Source organism: Paludibacterium yongneupense DSM 18731 (assembly GCF_000422925.1).
In the GTDB taxonomy this organism is placed as follows: Bacteria; Pseudomonadota; Gammaproteobacteria; order Burkholderiales; family Chromobacteriaceae; genus Paludibacterium; species Paludibacterium yongneupense.
Genome location: NZ_KE383958.1, coordinates 210,160 through 226,198, shown reverse-complemented (window position 1 = coordinate 226,198; position 16,039 = coordinate 210,160). Strand labels below are relative to the sequence as shown.

The window sequence follows — 16,039 nt, the reverse complement described above, 5'->3', positions numbered from 1 at the left end:
ATCAGCGGGTAAGAGAGTTGCCTTTGAAGTTGGCCTTCTTGAGCAAGCTCTCATACTGATGCGACAACACGTAGGACTGGACCTGAGCCATGAAATCCATGGTCACCACCACAATGATCAGCAGTGATGTGCCGCCGAAGTAGAACGGAACGTTCCACTTCAACACCAAAAATTCAGGCAACAGGCAAACCAACGTGATGTAAATCGCACCGACCAAGGTCAGCCGGAGAGTGATTTTCTCGATGTAGCGAGAAGTCTGCTCCCCGGGACGAATGCCCGGAATAACCGCCCCACTCTTCTTCAGGTTATCGGCCGTTTCTTTCGGATTGAACATCAATGCCGTATAGAAATAGCAGAAGAAGATGATGGCCGTCGCATACAGCAACACATACAAAGGCTGACCAGGGTGCAGCTTGTCGGCCACACTCTTCAGAAAGCCAAGTCCTTCCGTGTTTCCGAACCATCCGAGGATAGTCGCCGGAAACAGGATGATGCTGGACGCAAAAATCGGCGGGATCACCCCTGCCATGTTGAGCTTGAGCGGAAGATGCGAGCTCTGGCCCTGCATGACACGATTACCGACCTGACGCTTGGCATAGTTGACCAGCACCTTGCGCTGACCGCGTTCGGCGAACACGACCAGATAGGTAACCAGCGCAACGCCGACAAACAGCACGACGGCAAACAGAATGGGCAAAGAGCCTTGACTGGTCAGAGTCAGAGTCTTGCCGATCGCCGCCGGCACGCCGGAAGCGATACCGGCGCAGATGATGAGCGAAATACCGTTGCCGATACCCCGCTCGGTAATCTGCTCACCAAGCCACATAAGGAACATGGTGCCGGTTACCAGCGTGATCACAGTGGTCAGGTAAAACTCCCACTGCACGGACACAACCAGGTTCGGCTGCTTGTAAAGCATCACCGCAATACCGAAGCTCTGGAACGAAGCCAGCGCTACGGTTGCATAACGAGTGTACTGGGTTACCTTACGACGTCCAGAGTCGCCTTCCTTCTTCAGCTGCTTCAGGGTCGGAACGACTTCCGAAGCCAGCTGCAGAATAATGGAAGCCGAGATATACGGCATGATGCCCAGGGCAAAGACCGTAAACCTCGAAAGGGCGCCCCCCGAGAACATGTTGAACATGTCGAGGAGCCCCGTTTGCGACGTGTGGAACAACTTCGCTAGTTCGGCAGGATTGATCCCGGGAACCGGAATGTGCGCACCGATACGATAAACGATCAGGGCACCGATCAGGAACCAGATACGGCTCTTCAGATCGCCAAACTTGTTAGCATTTGCCACTAGAGAAGTATTCGCCACGTACGTGTGCCTTATTCTACGAAGCTGCCGCCGGCGGCTTCGATGGCTGCACGGGCGCCGGCAGTCGCCGACACGCCACGCAACGTCAGAGCACGCTCAACTTTGCCGGACAGGATCACCTTGGCCACTTCGGCCTTGATGCTGACCAGACCGGCTTGCTTGAGGGCGAGCAAATCGATTTCATCAACGGGCAGCAGGTTCAGTTCGGAGAGGCGGACCTCGGCGACTTTGCCAACGCTCAGGGATTTGAAGCCACGCTTCGGCAGGCGACGTTGAAGCGGCATTTGACCGCCTTCGAAGCCCACGCGGTGGAAACCGCCTGCGCGGCTCTTCTGACCCTTGTGACCGCGGCCTGCAGTCTTACCCAGACCGCTACCGATGCCACGACCCACGCGACGCTTTGCGTGCTTCGCGCCTTCGCCGGGTTTGATGGTATTGAGTTCCATGTTAGCCCTCGCTCTTCAGCAGGTAGCTGATCTTGTTGATCATGCCACGGTTCTCAGGCGTATCGATCACTTCGACGGTCTGACGGATTTTCTTCAGACCGAGGCCGCGAGCGCATGCCTTGTGCGATTCAAGACGGCCAATCAGGCTCTTGACCAGAGTCACCTTGACGGTCTTCGCGTTAGTCATGATCAACCCCCAGAATTTCTTCTACGGTCAGACCACGCTTGGCCGCGATTTGCGCCGGAACGCAGATCTTGTTCAAGCCGTCCAGCGTGGCGCGAACCACGTTGTACGGGTTGGTCGAGCCCTGGATCTTGGCGGAGATGTTGTGTACGCCCATTGCGTCGAAAATCGCACGCATGGCGCCACCCGCCTTGATACCGGCACCGTCTTTGGCCGGCTGCATGAACACGGTGGTCGCGCCATGCTTGCCGATTACGGTGTGGTGCAGCGTGCCGTTCTTCAACGGGATCTTCACCAGGTTGCGACGAGCCGCTTCCATGGCCTTCTGTACGGCGACCGGGACTTCCTTGGAACGTCCCTTACCCATACCGATGCCACCGTCTCCATCACCGACTACGGTGAGAGCGGAGAAAGCCATGATGCGACCGCCCTTCACCACTTTGGTGACGCGGTTGACGCTGATCATTTTCTCGATCAGACCGTCGCCACGATCTTCCATTTCGTGCTTAGCCATTCTTCACTCCGAATTAGAATACCAGACCGTGTTCGCGTGCAGCATCGGCCAGTGCCTTGATGCGACCGTGGTATTTGAAACCCGAGCGGTCGAACGACACTTTTTCGATACCGGCAGCCTTGGCTTTTTCAGCGATACGCTGGCCGATAAGAGCTGCTGCAGTCACGGTGCCACCATTGGTGAGATCGGTGCGAAGCTCGGCTTCCAGCGAGGAAGCGCTGGCCAATACCTTGCTACCCGTCTCATCGATGATCTGAGCGTAAATGTGGCAATTGGTGCGATAAACCGTGAGGCGCACCATCTTGAGCTCCGCAATACGGGCACGGGTTTTACGTGCGCGCCGGAGTCGAGCTTGTTTCTTGTCCATGTCAGTGCCTCAGTTACTTCTTCTTGGTCTCTCTCAGAACCACGACCTCGTCGGCATAGCGGACGCCCTTGCCCTTGTACGGTTCCGGGGAACGGTACGCGCGGACTTCGGCGGCTACCTGGCCTACGAGCTGCTTGTCAGCGCCCTTGATCAGGATCTCGGTCTGAGTCGGAGTTTCTGCCTTGATCCCGGCGGGCATTTGATGCACGACAGGATGGGAGAAACCAAGAGTGAGGTTCAGCGCATCGCCCTGAGCCTGGGCACGATAGCCCACGCCAACCAGGGTCAGCTTCTTTTCGAAGCCCTTGGATACGCCGATAACCATGTTATTGAGCAGCGAGCGCAGCGTGCCGGACATGGCACGAGCGAACTTGCTGTCATTCTTGGCAGCGAAGGTCAGCTGGTTGTTATCCAGTTTGACGTCCACTTCCGAGCACAAAGCGGTGCTCAGAGTACCAAGTGTGCCCTTAACGCTCACCTCTTCGGCGCCGAATTTTACTTCTACGCCAGCCGGGATGGCTACGGGATTCTTAGCTACGCGAGACATTAAACCCTCTCCTTAAGCCACGATGCAGAGCAGCTCACCACCGACGCCGGCGGAACGCGCCTTGCGATCGGTCATCACACCCTTGGAGGTGGACAGGATAGCCACGCCGAGGCCGTTCATGACCTTCGGGATTTCAGTGGAGCCCTTGTACACTCGCAGGCCGGGGCGCGAAACGCGTTCGATGCGTTCGATGACCGGACGACCAGCATAGTACTTGAGCTGGATATCGAGGACAGGCTTCTTTTCTTCGCCGGCTACGGCGAAATCTTCGATATAGCCTTCTGCCTTAAGCACCGCGGCAAGCGCAACTTTCAGCTTCGACGACGGCATGGAAACCGCCACCTTGGAAGCGCGCTGGGCGTTGCGAATGCGGGTCAGCATATCGGAAATAGGATCATGCATGCTCATTCTGTGTCTCCTATTACCAGCTGGCCTTCACAATACCCGGGATCTCGCCTTTCATGGCGATTTCGCGAAGCTTGTTACGACCCAGACCAAATTTACGGAACACACCACGCGGACGACCGGTGATGGCGCAACGACGACGTTGACGCACCGGGGAGGCATTGCGCGGCAGCTGCTGCAATTGCAGACGTGCGGCGAAACGCTCTTCTTCCGACAGGCTCGGATTGTTGATGATGGCAAGAAACGCTTCGCGCTTGACGGCGAACTTCGCTGCCAGCTTTACGCGCTTCTCTTCACGGTTAATCAGTGCGAGTTTTGCCATGTGCTTAACCCTTGAACGGGAACTTGAACGCGGCCAGCAGTGCGCGGGCCTCTTCGTCAGTTTTCGCCGTTGTAGTAATGGTAATATTCATACCACGCAGAGCATCGATCTTGTCGTACTCGATTTCCGGGAAGATGATCTGCTCTTTCACGCCCATGTTGTAGTTGCCGCGGCCATCGAAGGACTTGGCGGAAACACCACGGAAGTCACGAACGCGCGGCAGCGCGACGGTAACCAGGCGATCCAGGAACTCGTACATCCGTTCGCGGCGCAGGGTAACCTTGCAGCCGATCGGATAATCGTCGCGGATTTTAAAACCGGCGATCGACTTGCGAGCCGTGGTGACAACCGGCTTTTGACCGGCAATCTTGGTCATATCGCCAACGGCGTGTTCCATGACCTTTTTATCGGCCACGGCTTCGCCCACACCCATGTTCAGGGTGATTTTTTCGATACGCGGAACTTCCATGATCGACTTGTAACCGAATTGCTTGGTCAGATCAGGAACCACGCTATCTTTGTAGAAATCGTAGAGACGTGCCATATTGACTCCTTACGCCCCGATAACTTCGCCATTGGACTTGAATACGCGTACTTTGCTGCCGTCTTCAAGAATCTTGAAGCCTACGCGATCAGCCTTTTGGCTAGCCGAATTGAAGATCGCCACATTGGACGTTTCAATCGGCATGGTCTTGTCAACGATGCCGCCAGCGACACCACGGATCGGATTCGGCTTTTGATGTTTTTTGACAACATTAACGCCTTCAACGACCAGCTTGTCGTCCAGGACGCGCAGGACAGTTCCGCGCTTACCCTTGTCTTTGCCGGTGATTACTACGACTTCATCACCCTTGCGAATTTTACGCATGCGAGCTCCTTACAGCACTTCCGGCGCCAGCGAAACGATCTTCATGAAACGCTCGGTACGCAGTTCACGCGTTACCGGCCCGAAGATGCGAGTGCCGATTGGCTCTAATTTGGCATTGAGCAACACAGCCGCATTGCCGTCGAATTTGATCAACGAGCCGTCCGGACGACGCACGCCTTTGGCGGTACGTACGACCACAGCGTTGTACACGTCGCCCTTCTTGACGCGACCGCGCGGAGCAGCATCCTTGATGCTCACCTTGATGATGTCGCCAACACTAGCATAGCGACGCTTGGAGCCACCCAACACCTTGATGCACATAACGTGACGCGCACCCGTGTTGTCAGCGACCTCAAGCATGGTCTGCATTTGGATCATTTAGTGATTACCTTTCTATCCAACTTATCCCGTCACTTTCGGCTGGAGTTTCGACGGATCGGCAGACCCGAGGACAACAGACGAAACGCCGCAGAAATCTGCGGCGTGTCAAACGGCCAGTTTTGGACCCCGTACAGGGCAGAATCCCGCCCTATTTACGAGGCAGGAAAATGGCCATTATACAGAGGAGCAAGCCCCTCTGCAAGTCTTTACACTTGGCGAGATTTCTCGACAAGCGCGGTCACAACCCACGACTTGGTCTTCGAGAGAGGACGGGATTCGCTGATAACAACGATATCGCCAGTCTTGTACTCGTTTTTCTCGTCATGAGCGTGGAACTTCTTCGACAGACGTACGATCTTGCCGTACATCGGGTGCTTAACCTTGCGCTCGATCAGTACGGTAACGGTCTTGTCCATCTTGTCGCTGACAATTTTGCCGGTCAGCGAGCGGACCACTTTGGTATCGCTCATATTAAGCGGCCTTCTCGTTCAGAAGGGTGCGCACGCGAGCGATGTCGCGGCGTACTTTCTTCAGTTCACTGTTTTTGGTGAGCTGTTGGGTCGCGTGCTGCATACGCAGCGCGAACTGGGCCTTCAACAGGCTCAGCAGTTCGGCCTTCAGCTCTTCCACGCTCTTGGCTCTAAGTTCGGTCGCTTTCATCACTGACCCACCTGTCTAGTTACAAACACAGTCGCGATCGGCAACTTGGCGGCAGCCAAACGGAATGCTTCGCGAGCGATCTCTTCCGCAACGCCGTCCATTTCGTACAGCATCTTGCCCGGCTGAATTTCAGCCACGTAGAACTCCGGCGTACCCTTACCGTTACCCATACGGACTTCGGCAGGTTTGGAGGTGATCGGCTTGTCCGGGAAAATACGGATCCAGATCCGGCCGCCACGCTTGATGTGACGAGTCATTGCACGACGCGCAGCTTCGATCTGACGAGCCGTCAGACGACCGCGACCCATAGCCTTCAGACCATACTCACCGAAGCTAACCTTGTTGCCACGGGTAGCGATACCAGTGTTGCGGCCTTTATGCTGTTTACGGTACTTGAGTCTAGTTGGCTGCAACATTGCGCGGGCCCTTTCTCACTTTCTTCTCGGGAGCAGCGGGAGCAGCCTGCACTTGGCCCGGCTTCAGCTCACCCTTGTATACCCAAACCTTGATACCGATGATGCCATACGTGGTCTTCGCTTCCGAAGTCGCGTAGTCCACATCGGCACGCAGGGTATGCAGCGGCACGCGGCCTTCGCGGTACCATTCGCTACGCGCGATATCGATACCGTTCAGACGACCCGAGCTCATGATCTTGATGCCCAGGGCACCCATGCGCATTGCATTCTGCATGGAACGCTTCATGGCGCGACGGAACATCACGCGCTTTTCCAGCTGCGAAGCGATACCGTCGGCGATGATTTGCGCGTCCAGTTCCGGCTTGCGAACTTCTTCGATGTTCACATGGACCGGCACACCCAGCAGCTTCTGCAGCTGTTGCTTCAAGACTTCGATGTCTTCGCCTTTTTTACCGATCACGACACCCGGACGGGCGCTATGAATGGTGATGCGGGCGGACTTTGCCGGACGCTCGATGGTCACACGACCAACGGAGGCGTGAGCCAGGCGCTTCTTCAGGAATTCGCGAACATCGATATCCTGCTTCAGCATCACAGGGAAATCTTTGCTGCTGGCGAACCACTTGGAAGACCAGTTTTTATTAACGGCAAGACGGAATCCCGTCGGATGAATCTTCTGACCCATTTCTTACCCCTTAATTGCCCACGGTCAACGAGATGTGGCAAGTCTGCTTTTCAATGCGATTGCCACGACCTTTTGCTCGTGCCGTGAAACGCTTCAGGCTCGCACCTTTGTCCACGAAAATGCTCTCCACCGCCAGGGTGTCGATATCAGCGCCTTCGTTATGCTCAGCATTAGCGATAGCGGATTCGAGCAGCTTCTTGACGAGTACGGCACCTTTTTTCGGGCTGAAAGCCAGAATGTTGAGTGCCTCATCGACGGACTTGCCGCGGATCAGGTCTGCCACCAGACGGCCCTTTTGGGCCGACAGGCGGACGTTTTTCAGATATGCAGATACTCTCATCGCTTCACCTTACCTCTTCTTCGCCTTCTTATCGGCCGCGTGGCCCTTGAAGGTACGAGTCAGGGAGAATTCGCCCAGTTTATGGCCGACCATGTTTTCGGATACATAAACCGGAACGTGGGTGCGACCGTTGTGTACAGCGATGGTCAGACCAATGAAATCCGGCAGGATGGTCGAACGACGCGACCAAGTCTTGATCGGACGCTTGTCACTGGTCGCACGCGCCGCGTCAACCTTCTTCAGAAGGTGCAGATCAACGAACGGGCCTTTTTTCTGCGAACGTGCCATGTCAATTAGCCTTTAGTGGAATAGCGACGGCGTACAATCATATTCGAAGTACGCTTGTTGCGACGGGTACGGTAGCCCTTCGTCGGCTGGCCCCACGGGCTAACCGGCACACGGCCTTCACCAGTACGACCTTCACCACCACCGTGCGGGTGATCGATCGGGTTCATGGCCGTACCACGTACGGTCGGACGAATACCACGCCAGCGGTTTGCACCGGCCTTGCCGATTTTAGCCAGGCTGTGTTCTTCGTTACCGACTTCGCCAACGGTCGCGCGGCAGTCGACATGCACCTTGCGGATTTCGCCAGAGCGCAGACGCAGCTGAGCATAGATGCCCTCGCGAGCCAGCAGCAATGCCGAAGCGCCGGCAGAGCGCGCCATTTGTGCGCCACGACCCGGCTGCAATTCGATGCAGTGGATGGTGGTACCGACCGGAATATTGCGGATCGGCAGCGTGTTGCCCACCTTGATCGGGGCTTCAACGCCAGACAGCAGGACAGCACCCGGCTTGACGCCGCGCGGAGCCACGATGTAGCGACGTTCGCCATCCGCGTAGCACAGAAGAGCGATATGCGCGGTGCGGTTCGGATCGTATTCGATACGCTCTACCTTGGCCGGCACGCCATCCTTGTTGCGACGGAAGTCGATGATACGGTAATTCTTTTTATGGCCACCGCCCATGTGACGGGTGGTGATACGGCCATTATTGTTGCGGCCGGCAGTCGAGTTTTTCTTCTCGACCAGCGAAGCCAGCGGCGCGCCCTTATGCAGGTCAGGGTGCACTACCTTGACCACCGCACGACGGCCCGCGGAAGTCGGTTTTACCTTAACGATAGGCATGCTCTATCTCCTCACTCCGCAGCCGCGCCGGTCAGATCGATTTCCTGACCTTGCACCAGGCTTACGTAAGCCTTTTTCCAGTCCTTGCGACGGCCGAAAGAACGACCGAAACGCTTGACCTTGCCCTTGACGTTCACGGTAGATACGCTTTCAACCTTGACGCTGAACAACAGTTCAACGGCAGCCTTGATTTCAGGCTTGGTTGCGTCAGTAGCTACGCGGAAAACGACTTGTTGGTTCTTCTCGGCAACGAACGTGCTTTTCTCGGAAACAACCGGAGCGAGAATTACTTGCAAAAGACGTTCTTGATTCATGCCCATTGCTCCTCGAGTTGCTGCACGGCTTCGCGAGTCATAACGATCTTCTTGAAGCGAAGCAGGCTGTACGGATCGACCTGTTGAGCCTCGATCACCAGCACGTTCGGCAGGTTGCGCGACGAGAGATAGAGGTTTTCGTCCAGTTCCTTGGTAATGAACAGACCCTGTTCAAGACCCATGGACTTGACCAGTGCCGCGAATTCCTTGGTCTTCGGCGTTTCAACCGTCAGGCTGTCAACCACGATCAGACGTTCGTCACGCAGCAGTTGCGACAGGATCGCAGCCATGCCGGCACGGAACATCTTGCGGTTAACCTTGTGGCTGAAGTTTTCGTCCGGCTTGTTCGGGAACGCACGACCACCACCACGCCACACCGGGGACGACGTCATACCGGAACGCGCACGGCCGGTACCCTTCTGACGCCACGGCTTTTTGGTAGCATGGTGAACTTCGGCACGAGTCAGCTGGGAGCGGTTGCCGCTACGGGCGTTAGCCAGGTAGGCGGTAACAACCTGATGCACCAGTGCTTCGTTGTAATCGCGACCGAAAAGACTTTCGCTCGCTTGCAGGCCTTCGACAGCCTGACCTTGCGTATTGATAACTTTCAGTTCCATCACGCACCTGCCTTCACGCTGGGACGTACCACCACGTCGCCATTGATGGCGCCGGGCACACCGCCCTTGACCAGCAACAGTTGACGTTCGACGTCGATACGGACAATTTCCAGGCACTGTACGGTGCTCTTGACGTTACCGTACTGGCCCGCCATGCGCTTACCCGGAAGAACGCGACCCGGGTCCTGCGCCTGACCGATGGAACCGGCGGAATTATGCGACCGCGAGTTACCATGCGAGGCACGGTTGGAAGAGAAGTTGTGACGCTTGATCGCGCCAGAGAAACCCTTACCCTTGGAAGTACCCGTCACGTCAACAATTTGACCGACCTGGAAAATTTCCACGGCAATGGAGTCGCCCGGCTTGAAGGTCGACAGTTGTTCGGCGGACAGGGTGAACTCGGTCAAACCACGGCCGGCTTCAACGCCTGCCTTGGCAAAGTGGCCGGCCTCAGCCTTGACCACACGGTTCGCCTTGCGGGCGCCAAAAGTAACTTGAACGGCAGTGTAGCCGTCCACTTCGGGGGTTTTGATTTGCGTGACGCGGTTGGCGGACATGTCCAGCACAGTCACCGGGATGGAAGCTCCATCTTCAGCGAAAATGCGGGTCATGCCGACTTTGCGACCGACAAGACCTAAACTCATGTTTATTTCCTTTTGCAGGTGCCGATTACGATTGACCGGCATACAAAAACAAAAGCGGACTCGCAAAATTGCGAGTCCGCTAATGTATCACAGAAAATTCAAGAATCGCAAGTACTTAGCACACTTACGATACTCTGACTTCCATTACTGCAGCTTGATTTCCACATCCACGCCAGCCGGCAGGTCGAGCTTCATCAGGGCATCGACAGTCTTGTCGGTCGGATCGACGATGTCCATCAGGCGCAAGTGGGTACGGATTTCCAGCTGATCGCGGGAAGTCTTGTTCACGTGCGGCGAACGCAGGACGTTGAAACGCTCGATTTTGGTCGGCAGCGGAACCGGACCCTTGACAACGGCACCGGTACGTTTTGCGGTTTCAACAATTTCCTGGGCGGAGCGGTCGATCAGGTTGTAATCGAAAGCTTTCAGGCGGATGCGAATTTTTTGGCTCTGCATGTCAGCTTCCTATTACGCGATGATCTTGGAGACAACGCCGGCGCCAACGGTACGGCCGCCTTCGCGAATAGCGAAACGCAGACCTTCTTCCATGGCGATCGGAGCGATCAGTTCCACGGTGATGGCCACGTTATCGCCAGGCATAACCATTTCCACGCCTTCGCCCAGCGTCACGGCGCCGGTCACGTCGGTGGTGCGGAAATAGAACTGCGGGCGGTAGTTTGCAAAGAACGGGGTGTGACGACCGCCTTCGTCCTTCGACAGAACGTAAACTTCAGCCGAGAACTTGGTGTGCGGGTTGATGGAACCCGGCTTCGCCAGAACTTGACCGCGTTCGACTTCTTCACGCTTGGTGCCGCGCAGCAGCACGCCCACGTTGTCGCCAGCCTGACCTTGATCCAGCAGCTTGCGGAACATTTCCACGCCGGTGCAAGTCGTCTTGACCGTGGCCTTGATACCCACGATTTCGATTTCTTCGCCGACTTTGACCACACCGCGTTCTACGCGACCGGTCACAACGGTACCGCGGCCGGAGATCGAGAACACGTCTTCGATCGGCAGCAGGAACGGCTTGTCGATGGCGCGTTCCGGAGTCGGGATGTAGCTGTCCAGAGCGTCCGCCAGACGGAAGATCGCCGGTTCGCCGATTTCGGACTGGTCGCCTTCCAGCGCCTTTAGAGCCGAACCCTTGATGATAGGAACGTCATCACCCGGGAAATCGTAGGAAGACAGCAGGTCGCGAACTTCCATTTCGACCAGTTCCAGCAGCTCTTCGTCATCCACCATGTCGCACTTGTTCAGGAACACGATGATGTACGGAACGCCAACCTGGCGGGCCAGCAGGATGTGTTCGCGGGTTTGCGGCATCGGACCGTCGGCGGCCGAGCAAACCAGGATCGCGCCATCCATCTGGGCGGCACCGGTAATCATGTTCTTGACGTAGTCGGCGTGCCCCGGGCAGTCGACGTGAGCGTAGTGGCGAGCCGAGGTTTCGTATTCGACGTGCGCGGTATTGATGGTAATACCACGAGCCTTTTCTTCCGGCGCGCTATCGATCTGTGCGTAGCCCTTGGCTTCGCCGCCGAATTTCTTCGACAGAATGGTGGTGATAGCTGCGGTCAGCGTGGTTTTACCGTGGTCGACGTGACCGATGGTGCCGACGTTTACGTGCGGTTTCGTCCGCTCGAACTTTTCCTTAGCCATGGCAAATTCCCTGAATCCGAAACATATAAAGTTAAGCGATGGTGCCCATGGACAGAATTGAACTGTCGACCTCTCCCTTACCAAGGGAGTGCTCTACCCCTGAGCTACATGGGCCCTAAAACAGGCATTTTACGCTTGGAGCGGGTGAAGGGAATCGAACCCTCGTCATAAGCTTGGAAGGCTTCTGCTCTACCATTGAGCTACACCCGCCTTACACACACCGACGACCTAAGTTACACGCCGCCAAGACGCTAGAAAATCTGGTGGGGGGAGAAGGATTCGAACCTTCGAAGGCTGAGCCGTCAGATTTACAGTCTGATCCCTTTGACCGCTCGGGAATCCCCCCTGAAAGAGACCCGAATCATATAGAACACTCGGCGCCCCGTCAACCCGATTTTTGTCTTTTTCGCTATTTTTTTAATGTTGAATCGAAAAACGCCCCATTCGCACGATTGGCAAACGGGGCGCCGCAAGAAAAATCAGTGACTTGCGCCAATCAGGCCTTGACCGAGATGACCAGGTACTTCTTGTACAACTGGTCATGATCTTCGACGCGATCCGGGTCGAAGGGGATGCAATCCACCGGACAGACTTGCTGGCACTGCGGTTCGTCGTAGTGGCCCACGCATTGCGTGCAGAGGTCCGGATTGATCTGGTAGATCTCTTCGCCCTGCGAAATGGCGTTATTGGGGCACTCGGGTTCACAGACGTCGCAATTGATGCATTCGTCGGTAATCATCAAAGCCATGCTAATTCCTCAACTGTTCCAGTGTATAAAATACTGTCATCCACCGCGCTCCGCGGCAAGGGACAACGCAATATCGCCTCATGCGACCGCAGAACGACGCAGCAGACCATAATGCACCTGGCCCGCGCGATCCTTGCGCTCGACTTCCCATCCTTCCAGCCCGGGCCACGCCCGCGCCTCGAAGTAGACAACCCCGTCCTCGGCCAGCACCGCTTCGACTCGACTCAGCGCCTGCGGCAGCAGGTCCAGCGCGTAGGGCGGATCGAGAAACACGACGTCAAATCGTTCGTGCGCACTCCTTAGATATAGCATGGCATCCTGCACGGCAATGGAAACCGCCGCCGCACCCAGTGCGGTGCGATTGCCTTCAAGCGATGCCGCCACCTGGCGCGATTTTTCCACCATCACCACGCGCGCCGCGCCGCGCGATGCGGCCTCGAAGCCGAGTGCACCGCTGCCGGCAAACAGATCCAGGCAGGACAGGCCGTCCAGACGCTGTCCGAGCCAATTGAAAACGGTCTCCCGCACGCGATCCGGAGTCGGGCGCAAACCGTCGACCGCGGGGAACGGTAAAAGCCGGCGCCGGTAGTCGCCGCCGATGATCCTTACTTTCTGCTGATTCATGGAGCCGTAGGGAAAATTTGCAAACCGCGTATTTTACCCCAAGCGGAGCACGGTGGTGCTAATTCGCTGAAATTCTACGTAATTTCGGCCTGCCCGTCACCTTGAAGCGCAGCCGCTAGCGCCCCCGCCTTCCCCCGGATACGGCCGGCCGGCCCCCGGGCCTGCCTAAATGCGCAATAAAGGATACAATTTACCCATTTATCCGTATCCGAACAGGTAAGCATGTTCAGCTTCTTCAAGAAAAAACCCCAGGATGACGCGGCCCCCGTCTCCGAACCCGTCTCCTCCGCGCCTGACGCATCCCCGGCCGGCATCGCGCAGCGCCCGGCCTGGACCGAACGGCTGAAAGCCGGACTCGCCAAAACGCGCGACCGTCTGGGCAAGCAGATGGCGGGCCTGTTCGGTGGCGGCAAGATCGACGATGAGCTCTATGACGAGCTCGAAGCCGCGCTGCTGACTGCCGACATGGGGGTCGATGCGACGCAGCATCTGCTGGCCGTGGTGCGCGAACGGGTCAGCTTGCGCGGATTGAAGGATGCATCCGAACTCAAACAGGCGTTGAAAGATGCGCTTACCGAGCTGATCCTTCCCCTGGAAGTTCCGCTCGACGTGAGCGGGCACACACCGTATGTCATCATGCTCGCCGGCGTCAACGGCGCCGGCAAGACCACCTCGATCGGCAAACTGGCCAAATACTTCCAGCAGCAGGGCAAATCGGTCCTGCTCGCCGCCGGCGACACCTTCCGTGCCGCCGCACGCGAACAGCTGGTCGCCTGGGGCGAGCGCAACGACGTCACCGTCATTGCGCAACAGGGCGGCGATGCCGCTGCCGTATGCTTCGATGCGATCAATGCGGCGCGCGCGCGCGGCATTGACGTCGTTCTCGCCGACACCGCCGGACGTCTGCCGACCCAGTTGCATCTGATGGAAGAAATCCGCAAGGTCAAGCGTGTCATACAAAAAGCCCTGCCCGAGGCTCCGCACGAGATTATTCTGGTGCTGGATGCCAATATCGGACAAAACGCGATCAGCCAGGTCAAGGTTTTCGACGATGCACTCGGCCTGACCGGCCTGATACTGACCAAGCTCGACGGCACGGCCAAGGGGGGAGTCATCGCGGCCATCGCCAAGCAGCGCCCCATCCCCTTGCGCTTCATCGGCGTAGGCGAGAGCATCGACGATCTGCGCCCGTTCTCGGCGCGCGATTACATCGACGCCCTGTTCGACTAAGTTTTGCTGCCGCCGCGCGACGGCAGCAGCCAACCCTGAAGGGAATCGAATCGCATGATCCAGTTCGACCAGGTGACCAAGCGTTACCCAGGAGGCATCGAAGCGCTGAAAAATCTGTCGTTTTCGATTGCCAGCGGCGAAATGGTCTTTCTCGCCGGCCACTCCGGCGCCGGCAAATCGACACTGCTCAAGCTGATAGGCGGCCTCGAGCGCGCCACTAGCGGCAGCGTACTGGTCAACAACCAGAATCTGTCGCGTCTGCGCGCCAATCAGATCGCCTTCGTCCGTCAGCATATCGGCATGGTATTTCAGGACCACAAAATTCTGTTCGATCGCAGCGTATTTGACAATGTAATGCTTCCGCTCGACATCATCGGTTTCGACCGCCGCGAAGCGCAGAAGCGGGTACGTGCCGCGCTCGACAAGGTCGGCCTGCTCGGCAAGGAAAAAATGATGCCGGTCCGGCTTTCGGGAGGCGAGCAGCAACGCTTGTGCATTGCGCGCGCGGTCGTCCACCGCCCCACCCTGCTTCTGGCGGACGAACCCTCGGCCAACCTCGATCGCGCTTATGCGCTCGATATCATGGAGCTATTCAAATCGTTCCATCAGGTCGGCGTCACCGTGGTGATTTCCGCTCATGACGAAAGTCTGATGGAAGATTACGGCCGCCGCATCATCCGCTTGCGTGAAGGACAATTTGCCGCATGAAACACTTCTTCTTTCTGCACTGGCAAAGTGCGCGGAATGCGCTCTCGAAAATCCTGCGTCAGCCGCTGGCCAGCCTGCTGACCCTGCTCATGCTTTCCGTCGCGCTGTCCCTGCCCATCAGCCTCTATCTGACCGTCAGCAGCTTGCAGCAATGGGTCGGACGACTGACCGCCACCCCCCAGATCACGCTGTTCATGGAGCGCAGCGCGGAAGATGCCGACCTCGCTGCGGTCAACGGGATTTTGCGGCAGCATCCGAAAATTCTGACCTACACCTTCGTCAGCAAGAGCCACGCCCTGACCGACCTTGAAAAACGCAACGGTCTGCAGGGATTGGCCGACGGCCTCGGTGGCAACCCCCTCCCCGACGCCTTCATCATCACCCCGCACGATATCGACGTCCGCGACCTCGAAGTGTTGCAGAAAGAGCTGTCCGGCCTGCCCATGGTCGAGACTGCCCAGTTCGACGCCGGCTGGGCGCGCCGGCTATACGCAATGGTCGAGCTGGGTCGCGGCCTGACGATATTCCTGGCTGCGGCACTCGGCATTGCTCTCGTCCTGGTCACGCACAACACGATCCGCATGCAGATACTCGCGCGGCGCGACGAGATAGAGGTATCCAAACTCATCGGAGCGCCGGACAGCTTCATTCGCCGCCCCTTCCTCTACCATGCGCTATGGCAGGGCGTGCTGGCGGCACTGGCGGCCTGGGGCCTGACCTCTCTGCTGGTCAGGCAGGCGAATCCGGCCATCGCCGAGTTCGCCCGCCTCTATAACGAACATGTCGAGCTGCGCGGTCTCGATCTACGCGAGCTCGGCGTCGTCATCGGCCTTTCAGCCTTGCTGGCCGTGATCGGCGCACGCCTGGCGGCCGACCATCACCTGCGCCAGATTGAACCGCGCTAGAGCCGCA

28 protein-coding genes and 3 tRNA genes are annotated in these 16,039 nt (G+C 57.3%); 3 read left to right on the top strand and 28 right to left on the bottom strand.

Annotated features, from left to right (window positions below; all coding sequences use genetic code 11):
- Nucleotide 1: 1 nt before the first annotated feature.
- From secY to rsmD, 28 genes are all read right to left on the bottom strand, one after another.
- The gene (gene secY / locus G520_RS0117855) at nt 2-1,321 is read right to left on the bottom strand and encodes a preprotein translocase subunit SecY (RefSeq protein ID WP_028536849.1); all 1,320 of its coding nucleotides are present in this window, start codon (nt 1,319-1,321) and stop codon (nt 2-4) included.
- Between the two features lie 11 nt (nt 1,322-1,332).
- Complete coding sequence (gene rplO, locus G520_RS0117850) at nt 1,333-1,767, bottom strand: 50S ribosomal protein L15 (RefSeq protein WP_028536848.1); 435 nt, start codon at nt 1,765-1,767, stop codon at nt 1,333-1,335.
- Between the two features lies 1 nt (nt 1,768).
- Nucleotides 1,769-1,954 (bottom strand): 50S ribosomal protein L30, encoded by a 186-nt coding sequence (gene rpmD / locus G520_RS0117845; protein ID WP_028536847.1) that lies wholly within the window; start codon nt 1,952-1,954, stop codon nt 1,769-1,771.
- Nucleotides 1,947-2,465, bottom strand: coding sequence for a 30S ribosomal protein S5 (gene rpsE / locus G520_RS0117840; RefSeq protein ID WP_028536846.1), 519 nt, complete (start codon nt 2,463-2,465; stop codon nt 1,947-1,949). Before rpsE ends, rpmD begins: the two co-directional genes overlap by 8 nt.
- A gap of 13 nt (nt 2,466-2,478) precedes the next feature.
- Nucleotides 2,479-2,832, bottom strand: a complete 354-nt coding sequence (gene rplR, locus G520_RS0117835) for a 50S ribosomal protein L18 (RefSeq protein ID WP_028536845.1) — start codon at nt 2,830-2,832, stop codon at nt 2,479-2,481.
- 13 nt (nt 2,833-2,845) lie between these two features.
- On the bottom strand, nt 2,846-3,379 hold the full coding sequence (rplF, locus tag G520_RS0117830) for a 50S ribosomal protein L6 (RefSeq protein ID WP_028536844.1): 534 nt from the start codon (nt 3,377-3,379) through the stop codon (nt 2,846-2,848).
- Between the two features lie 12 nt (nt 3,380-3,391).
- The gene (rpsH, locus tag G520_RS0117825) at nt 3,392-3,787 is read right to left on the bottom strand and encodes a 30S ribosomal protein S8 (protein ID WP_028536843.1); all 396 of its coding nucleotides are present in this window, start codon (nt 3,785-3,787) and stop codon (nt 3,392-3,394) included.
- Nucleotides 3,788-3,800: 13 nt separating this feature from the next.
- Entirely contained in the window at nt 3,801-4,106 is a 306-nt protein-coding gene (rpsN, locus tag G520_RS0117820) for a 30S ribosomal protein S14 (RefSeq protein WP_028536842.1), read from the bottom strand.
- Between the two features lie 4 nt (nt 4,107-4,110).
- A complete protein-coding gene (rplE, locus tag G520_RS0117815; protein WP_028536841.1) occupies nt 4,111-4,650 on the bottom strand; it encodes a 50S ribosomal protein L5 in 540 nt (179 codons plus the stop codon).
- Nucleotides 4,651-4,659: 9 nt separating this feature from the next.
- A complete protein-coding gene (gene rplX, locus G520_RS0117810; protein WP_028536840.1) occupies nt 4,660-4,974 on the bottom strand; it encodes a 50S ribosomal protein L24 in 315 nt (104 codons plus the stop codon).
- Between the two features lie 9 nt (nt 4,975-4,983).
- Complete coding sequence (gene rplN, locus G520_RS0117805; RefSeq protein WP_028536839.1) at nt 4,984-5,352, bottom strand: 50S ribosomal protein L14; 369 nt, start codon at nt 5,350-5,352, stop codon at nt 4,984-4,986.
- A gap of 209 nt (nt 5,353-5,561) precedes the next feature.
- Entirely contained in the window at nt 5,562-5,825 is a 264-nt protein-coding gene (gene rpsQ, locus G520_RS0117800) for a 30S ribosomal protein S17 (RefSeq protein ID WP_028536838.1), read from the bottom strand.
- A 1-nt stretch (nt 5,826) separates the two neighbouring features.
- Nucleotides 5,827-6,015: a 50S ribosomal protein L29 gene (rpmC, locus tag G520_RS0117795; protein ID WP_028536837.1), complete on the bottom strand. Its 189-nt coding sequence runs from the start codon at nt 6,013-6,015 to the stop codon at nt 5,827-5,829.
- Nucleotides 6,015-6,431 carry a 50S ribosomal protein L16 gene (gene rplP / locus G520_RS0117790; protein WP_028536836.1) on the bottom strand — a complete coding sequence of 139 codons (417 nt, stop codon included), beginning with the start codon at nt 6,429-6,431 and terminating at the stop codon, nt 6,015-6,017. The genes rpmC and rplP overlap by 1 nt, the downstream gene beginning before the upstream one ends.
- On the bottom strand, nt 6,415-7,116 hold the full coding sequence (gene rpsC, locus G520_RS0117785) for a 30S ribosomal protein S3 (RefSeq protein WP_028536835.1): 702 nt from the start codon (nt 7,114-7,116) through the stop codon (nt 6,415-6,417). The genes rplP and rpsC overlap by 17 nt, the downstream gene beginning before the upstream one ends.
- 10 nt (nt 7,117-7,126) lie before the next feature.
- Nucleotides 7,127-7,456: a 50S ribosomal protein L22 gene (rplV, locus tag G520_RS0117780; RefSeq protein ID WP_028536834.1), complete on the bottom strand. Its 330-nt coding sequence runs from the start codon at nt 7,454-7,456 to the stop codon at nt 7,127-7,129.
- 9 nt (nt 7,457-7,465) lie between these two features.
- Complete coding sequence (gene rpsS / locus G520_RS0117775; RefSeq protein ID WP_028536833.1) at nt 7,466-7,744, bottom strand: 30S ribosomal protein S19; 279 nt, start codon at nt 7,742-7,744, stop codon at nt 7,466-7,468.
- A gap of 5 nt (nt 7,745-7,749) precedes the next feature.
- Complete coding sequence (gene rplB / locus G520_RS0117770; RefSeq protein ID WP_028536832.1) at nt 7,750-8,583, bottom strand: 50S ribosomal protein L2; 834 nt, start codon at nt 8,581-8,583, stop codon at nt 7,750-7,752.
- 11 nt (nt 8,584-8,594) lie between these two features.
- Nucleotides 8,595-8,903, bottom strand: coding sequence for a 50S ribosomal protein L23 (rplW, locus tag G520_RS0117765; protein ID WP_036666494.1), 309 nt, complete (start codon nt 8,901-8,903; stop codon nt 8,595-8,597).
- Nucleotides 8,894-9,514 (bottom strand): 50S ribosomal protein L4, encoded by a 621-nt coding sequence (gene rplD, locus G520_RS0117760; RefSeq protein ID WP_028536830.1) that lies wholly within the window; start codon nt 9,512-9,514, stop codon nt 8,894-8,896. Before rplD ends, rplW begins: the two co-directional genes overlap by 10 nt.
- Nucleotides 9,514-10,158: a 50S ribosomal protein L3 gene (gene rplC / locus G520_RS0117755; RefSeq protein WP_028536829.1), complete on the bottom strand. Its 645-nt coding sequence runs from the start codon at nt 10,156-10,158 to the stop codon at nt 9,514-9,516. Before rplC ends, rplD begins: the two co-directional genes overlap by 1 nt.
- Nucleotides 10,159-10,302: 144 nt before the next feature.
- The gene (gene rpsJ / locus G520_RS0117750) at nt 10,303-10,614 is read right to left on the bottom strand and encodes a 30S ribosomal protein S10 (RefSeq protein ID WP_017507377.1); all 312 of its coding nucleotides are present in this window, start codon (nt 10,612-10,614) and stop codon (nt 10,303-10,305) included.
- Nucleotides 10,615-10,626: 12 nt separating this feature from the next.
- Nucleotides 10,627-11,817, bottom strand: a complete 1,191-nt coding sequence (gene tuf / locus G520_RS0117745) for an elongation factor Tu (RefSeq protein ID WP_028536828.1) — start codon at nt 11,815-11,817, stop codon at nt 10,627-10,629.
- Between the two features lie 39 nt (nt 11,818-11,856).
- Nucleotides 11,857-11,931 (bottom strand) — tRNA-Thr (locus G520_RS0117740).
- Nucleotides 11,932-11,953: 22 nt separating this feature from the next.
- Nucleotides 11,954-12,027: transfer RNA gene (locus tag G520_RS0117735), tRNA-Gly, on the bottom strand.
- 51 nt (nt 12,028-12,078) lie between these two features.
- A tRNA-Tyr gene (locus tag G520_RS0117730) sits at nt 12,079-12,163 on the bottom strand.
- Between the two features lie 150 nt (nt 12,164-12,313).
- Nucleotides 12,314-12,565: a YfhL family 4Fe-4S dicluster ferredoxin gene (locus tag G520_RS0117725; RefSeq protein WP_028536827.1), complete on the bottom strand. Its 252-nt coding sequence runs from the start codon at nt 12,563-12,565 to the stop codon at nt 12,314-12,316.
- 78 nt (nt 12,566-12,643) lie between these two features.
- Nucleotides 12,644-13,189: a 16S rRNA (guanine(966)-N(2))-methyltransferase RsmD gene (gene rsmD / locus G520_RS0117720; RefSeq protein ID WP_028536826.1), complete on the bottom strand. Its 546-nt coding sequence runs from the start codon at nt 13,187-13,189 to the stop codon at nt 12,644-12,646.
- 222 nt (nt 13,190-13,411) lie between these two features.
- Between rsmD and ftsY the strand changes: the two genes are divergently transcribed.
- From ftsY to ftsX, 3 genes are read left to right on the top strand one after another with little or no spacing between them, the layout of a single operon-like run.
- Nucleotides 13,412-14,419: a signal recognition particle-docking protein FtsY gene (gene ftsY, locus G520_RS0117715; protein ID WP_028536825.1), complete on the top strand. Its 1,008-nt coding sequence runs from the start codon at nt 13,412-13,414 to the stop codon at nt 14,417-14,419.
- A gap of 54 nt (nt 14,420-14,473) precedes the next feature.
- On the top strand, nt 14,474-15,127 hold the full coding sequence (ftsE, locus tag G520_RS0117710; RefSeq protein WP_028536824.1) for a cell division ATP-binding protein FtsE: 654 nt from the start codon (nt 14,474-14,476) through the stop codon (nt 15,125-15,127).
- Nucleotides 15,124-16,032, top strand: coding sequence for a permease-like cell division protein FtsX (ftsX, locus tag G520_RS0117705; protein ID WP_028536823.1), 909 nt, complete (start codon nt 15,124-15,126; stop codon nt 16,030-16,032). The genes ftsE and ftsX overlap by 4 nt, the downstream gene beginning before the upstream one ends.
- Nucleotides 16,033-16,039 lie beyond the last annotated feature (7 nt).

Excerpts from the sequence above, each read along its gene's own strand:
- rplO (WP_028536848.1), bottom strand. The coding sequence starts at position 1,767 with ATGGAACTCAATACCATCAAACCCGGCGAAGGCGCGAAGCACGCAAAG.
- rpmD (WP_028536847.1), bottom strand. The coding sequence starts at position 1,954 with ATGACTAACGCGAAGACCGTCAAGGTGACTCTGGTCAAGAGCCTGATT.
- rpsE (WP_028536846.1), bottom strand. The coding sequence starts at position 2,465 with ATGGCTAAGCACGAAATGGAAGATCGTGGCGACGGTCTGATCGAGAAA.
- rplR (WP_028536845.1), bottom strand. The coding sequence starts at position 2,832 with ATGGACAAGAAACAAGCTCGACTCCGGCGCGCACGTAAAACCCGTGCC.
- rplF (WP_028536844.1), bottom strand. The coding sequence starts at position 3,379 with ATGTCTCGCGTAGCTAAGAATCCCGTAGCCATCCCGGCTGGCGTAGAA.
- rpsH (WP_028536843.1), bottom strand. The coding sequence starts at position 3,787 with ATGAGCATGCATGATCCTATTTCCGATATGCTGACCCGCATTCGCAAC.
- rpsN (WP_028536842.1), bottom strand. The coding sequence starts at position 4,106 with ATGGCAAAACTCGCACTGATTAACCGTGAAGAGAAGCGCGTAAAGCTG.
- rplE (WP_028536841.1), bottom strand. The coding sequence starts at position 4,650 with ATGGCACGTCTCTACGATTTCTACAAAGATAGCGTGGTTCCTGATCTG.
- rplX (WP_028536840.1), bottom strand. The coding sequence starts at position 4,974 with ATGCGTAAAATTCGCAAGGGTGATGAAGTCGTAGTAATCACCGGCAAA.
- rplN (WP_028536839.1), bottom strand. The coding sequence starts at position 5,352 with ATGATCCAAATGCAGACCATGCTTGAGGTCGCTGACAACACGGGTGCG.
- rpsQ (WP_028536838.1), bottom strand. The coding sequence starts at position 5,825 with ATGAGCGATACCAAAGTGGTCCGCTCGCTGACCGGCAAAATTGTCAGC.
- rpmC (WP_028536837.1), bottom strand. The coding sequence starts at position 6,015 with ATGAAAGCGACCGAACTTAGAGCCAAGAGCGTGGAAGAGCTGAAGGCC.
- rplP (WP_028536836.1), bottom strand. The coding sequence starts at position 6,431 with ATGTTGCAGCCAACTAGACTCAAGTACCGTAAACAGCATAAAGGCCGC.
- rpsC (WP_028536835.1), bottom strand. The coding sequence starts at position 7,116 with ATGGGTCAGAAGATTCATCCGACGGGATTCCGTCTTGCCGTTAATAAA.
- rplV (WP_028536834.1), bottom strand. The coding sequence starts at position 7,456 with ATGAGAGTATCTGCATATCTGAAAAACGTCCGCCTGTCGGCCCAAAAG.
- rpsS (WP_028536833.1), bottom strand. The coding sequence starts at position 7,744 with ATGGCACGTTCGCAGAAAAAAGGCCCGTTCGTTGATCTGCACCTTCTG.
- rplB (WP_028536832.1), bottom strand. The coding sequence starts at position 8,583 with ATGCCTATCGTTAAGGTAAAACCGACTTCCGCGGGCCGTCGTGCGGTG.
- rplW (WP_036666494.1), bottom strand. The coding sequence starts at position 8,903 with ATGGGCATGAATCAAGAACGTCTTTTGCAAGTAATTCTCGCTCCGGTT.
- rplD (WP_028536830.1), bottom strand. The coding sequence starts at position 9,514 with ATGGAACTGAAAGTTATCAATACGCAAGGTCAGGCTGTCGAAGGCCTG.
- rplC (WP_028536829.1), bottom strand. The coding sequence starts at position 10,158 with ATGAGTTTAGGTCTTGTCGGTCGCAAAGTCGGCATGACCCGCATTTTC.
- rpsJ (WP_017507377.1), bottom strand. The coding sequence starts at position 10,614 with ATGCAGAGCCAAAAAATTCGCATCCGCCTGAAAGCTTTCGATTACAAC.
- tuf (WP_028536828.1), bottom strand. The coding sequence starts at position 11,817 with ATGGCTAAGGAAAAGTTCGAGCGGACGAAACCGCACGTAAACGTCGGC.
- G520_RS0117725 (WP_028536827.1), bottom strand. The coding sequence starts at position 12,565 with ATGGCTTTGATGATTACCGACGAATGCATCAATTGCGACGTCTGTGAA.
- rsmD (WP_028536826.1), bottom strand. The coding sequence starts at position 13,189 with ATGAATCAGCAGAAAGTAAGGATCATCGGCGGCGACTACCGGCGCCGG.
- ftsY (WP_028536825.1), top strand. The coding sequence starts at position 13,412 with ATGTTCAGCTTCTTCAAGAAAAAACCCCAGGATGACGCGGCCCCCGTC.
- ftsE (WP_028536824.1), top strand. The coding sequence starts at position 14,474 with ATGATCCAGTTCGACCAGGTGACCAAGCGTTACCCAGGAGGCATCGAA.
- ftsX (WP_028536823.1), top strand. The coding sequence starts at position 15,124 with ATGAAACACTTCTTCTTTCTGCACTGGCAAAGTGCGCGGAATGCGCTC.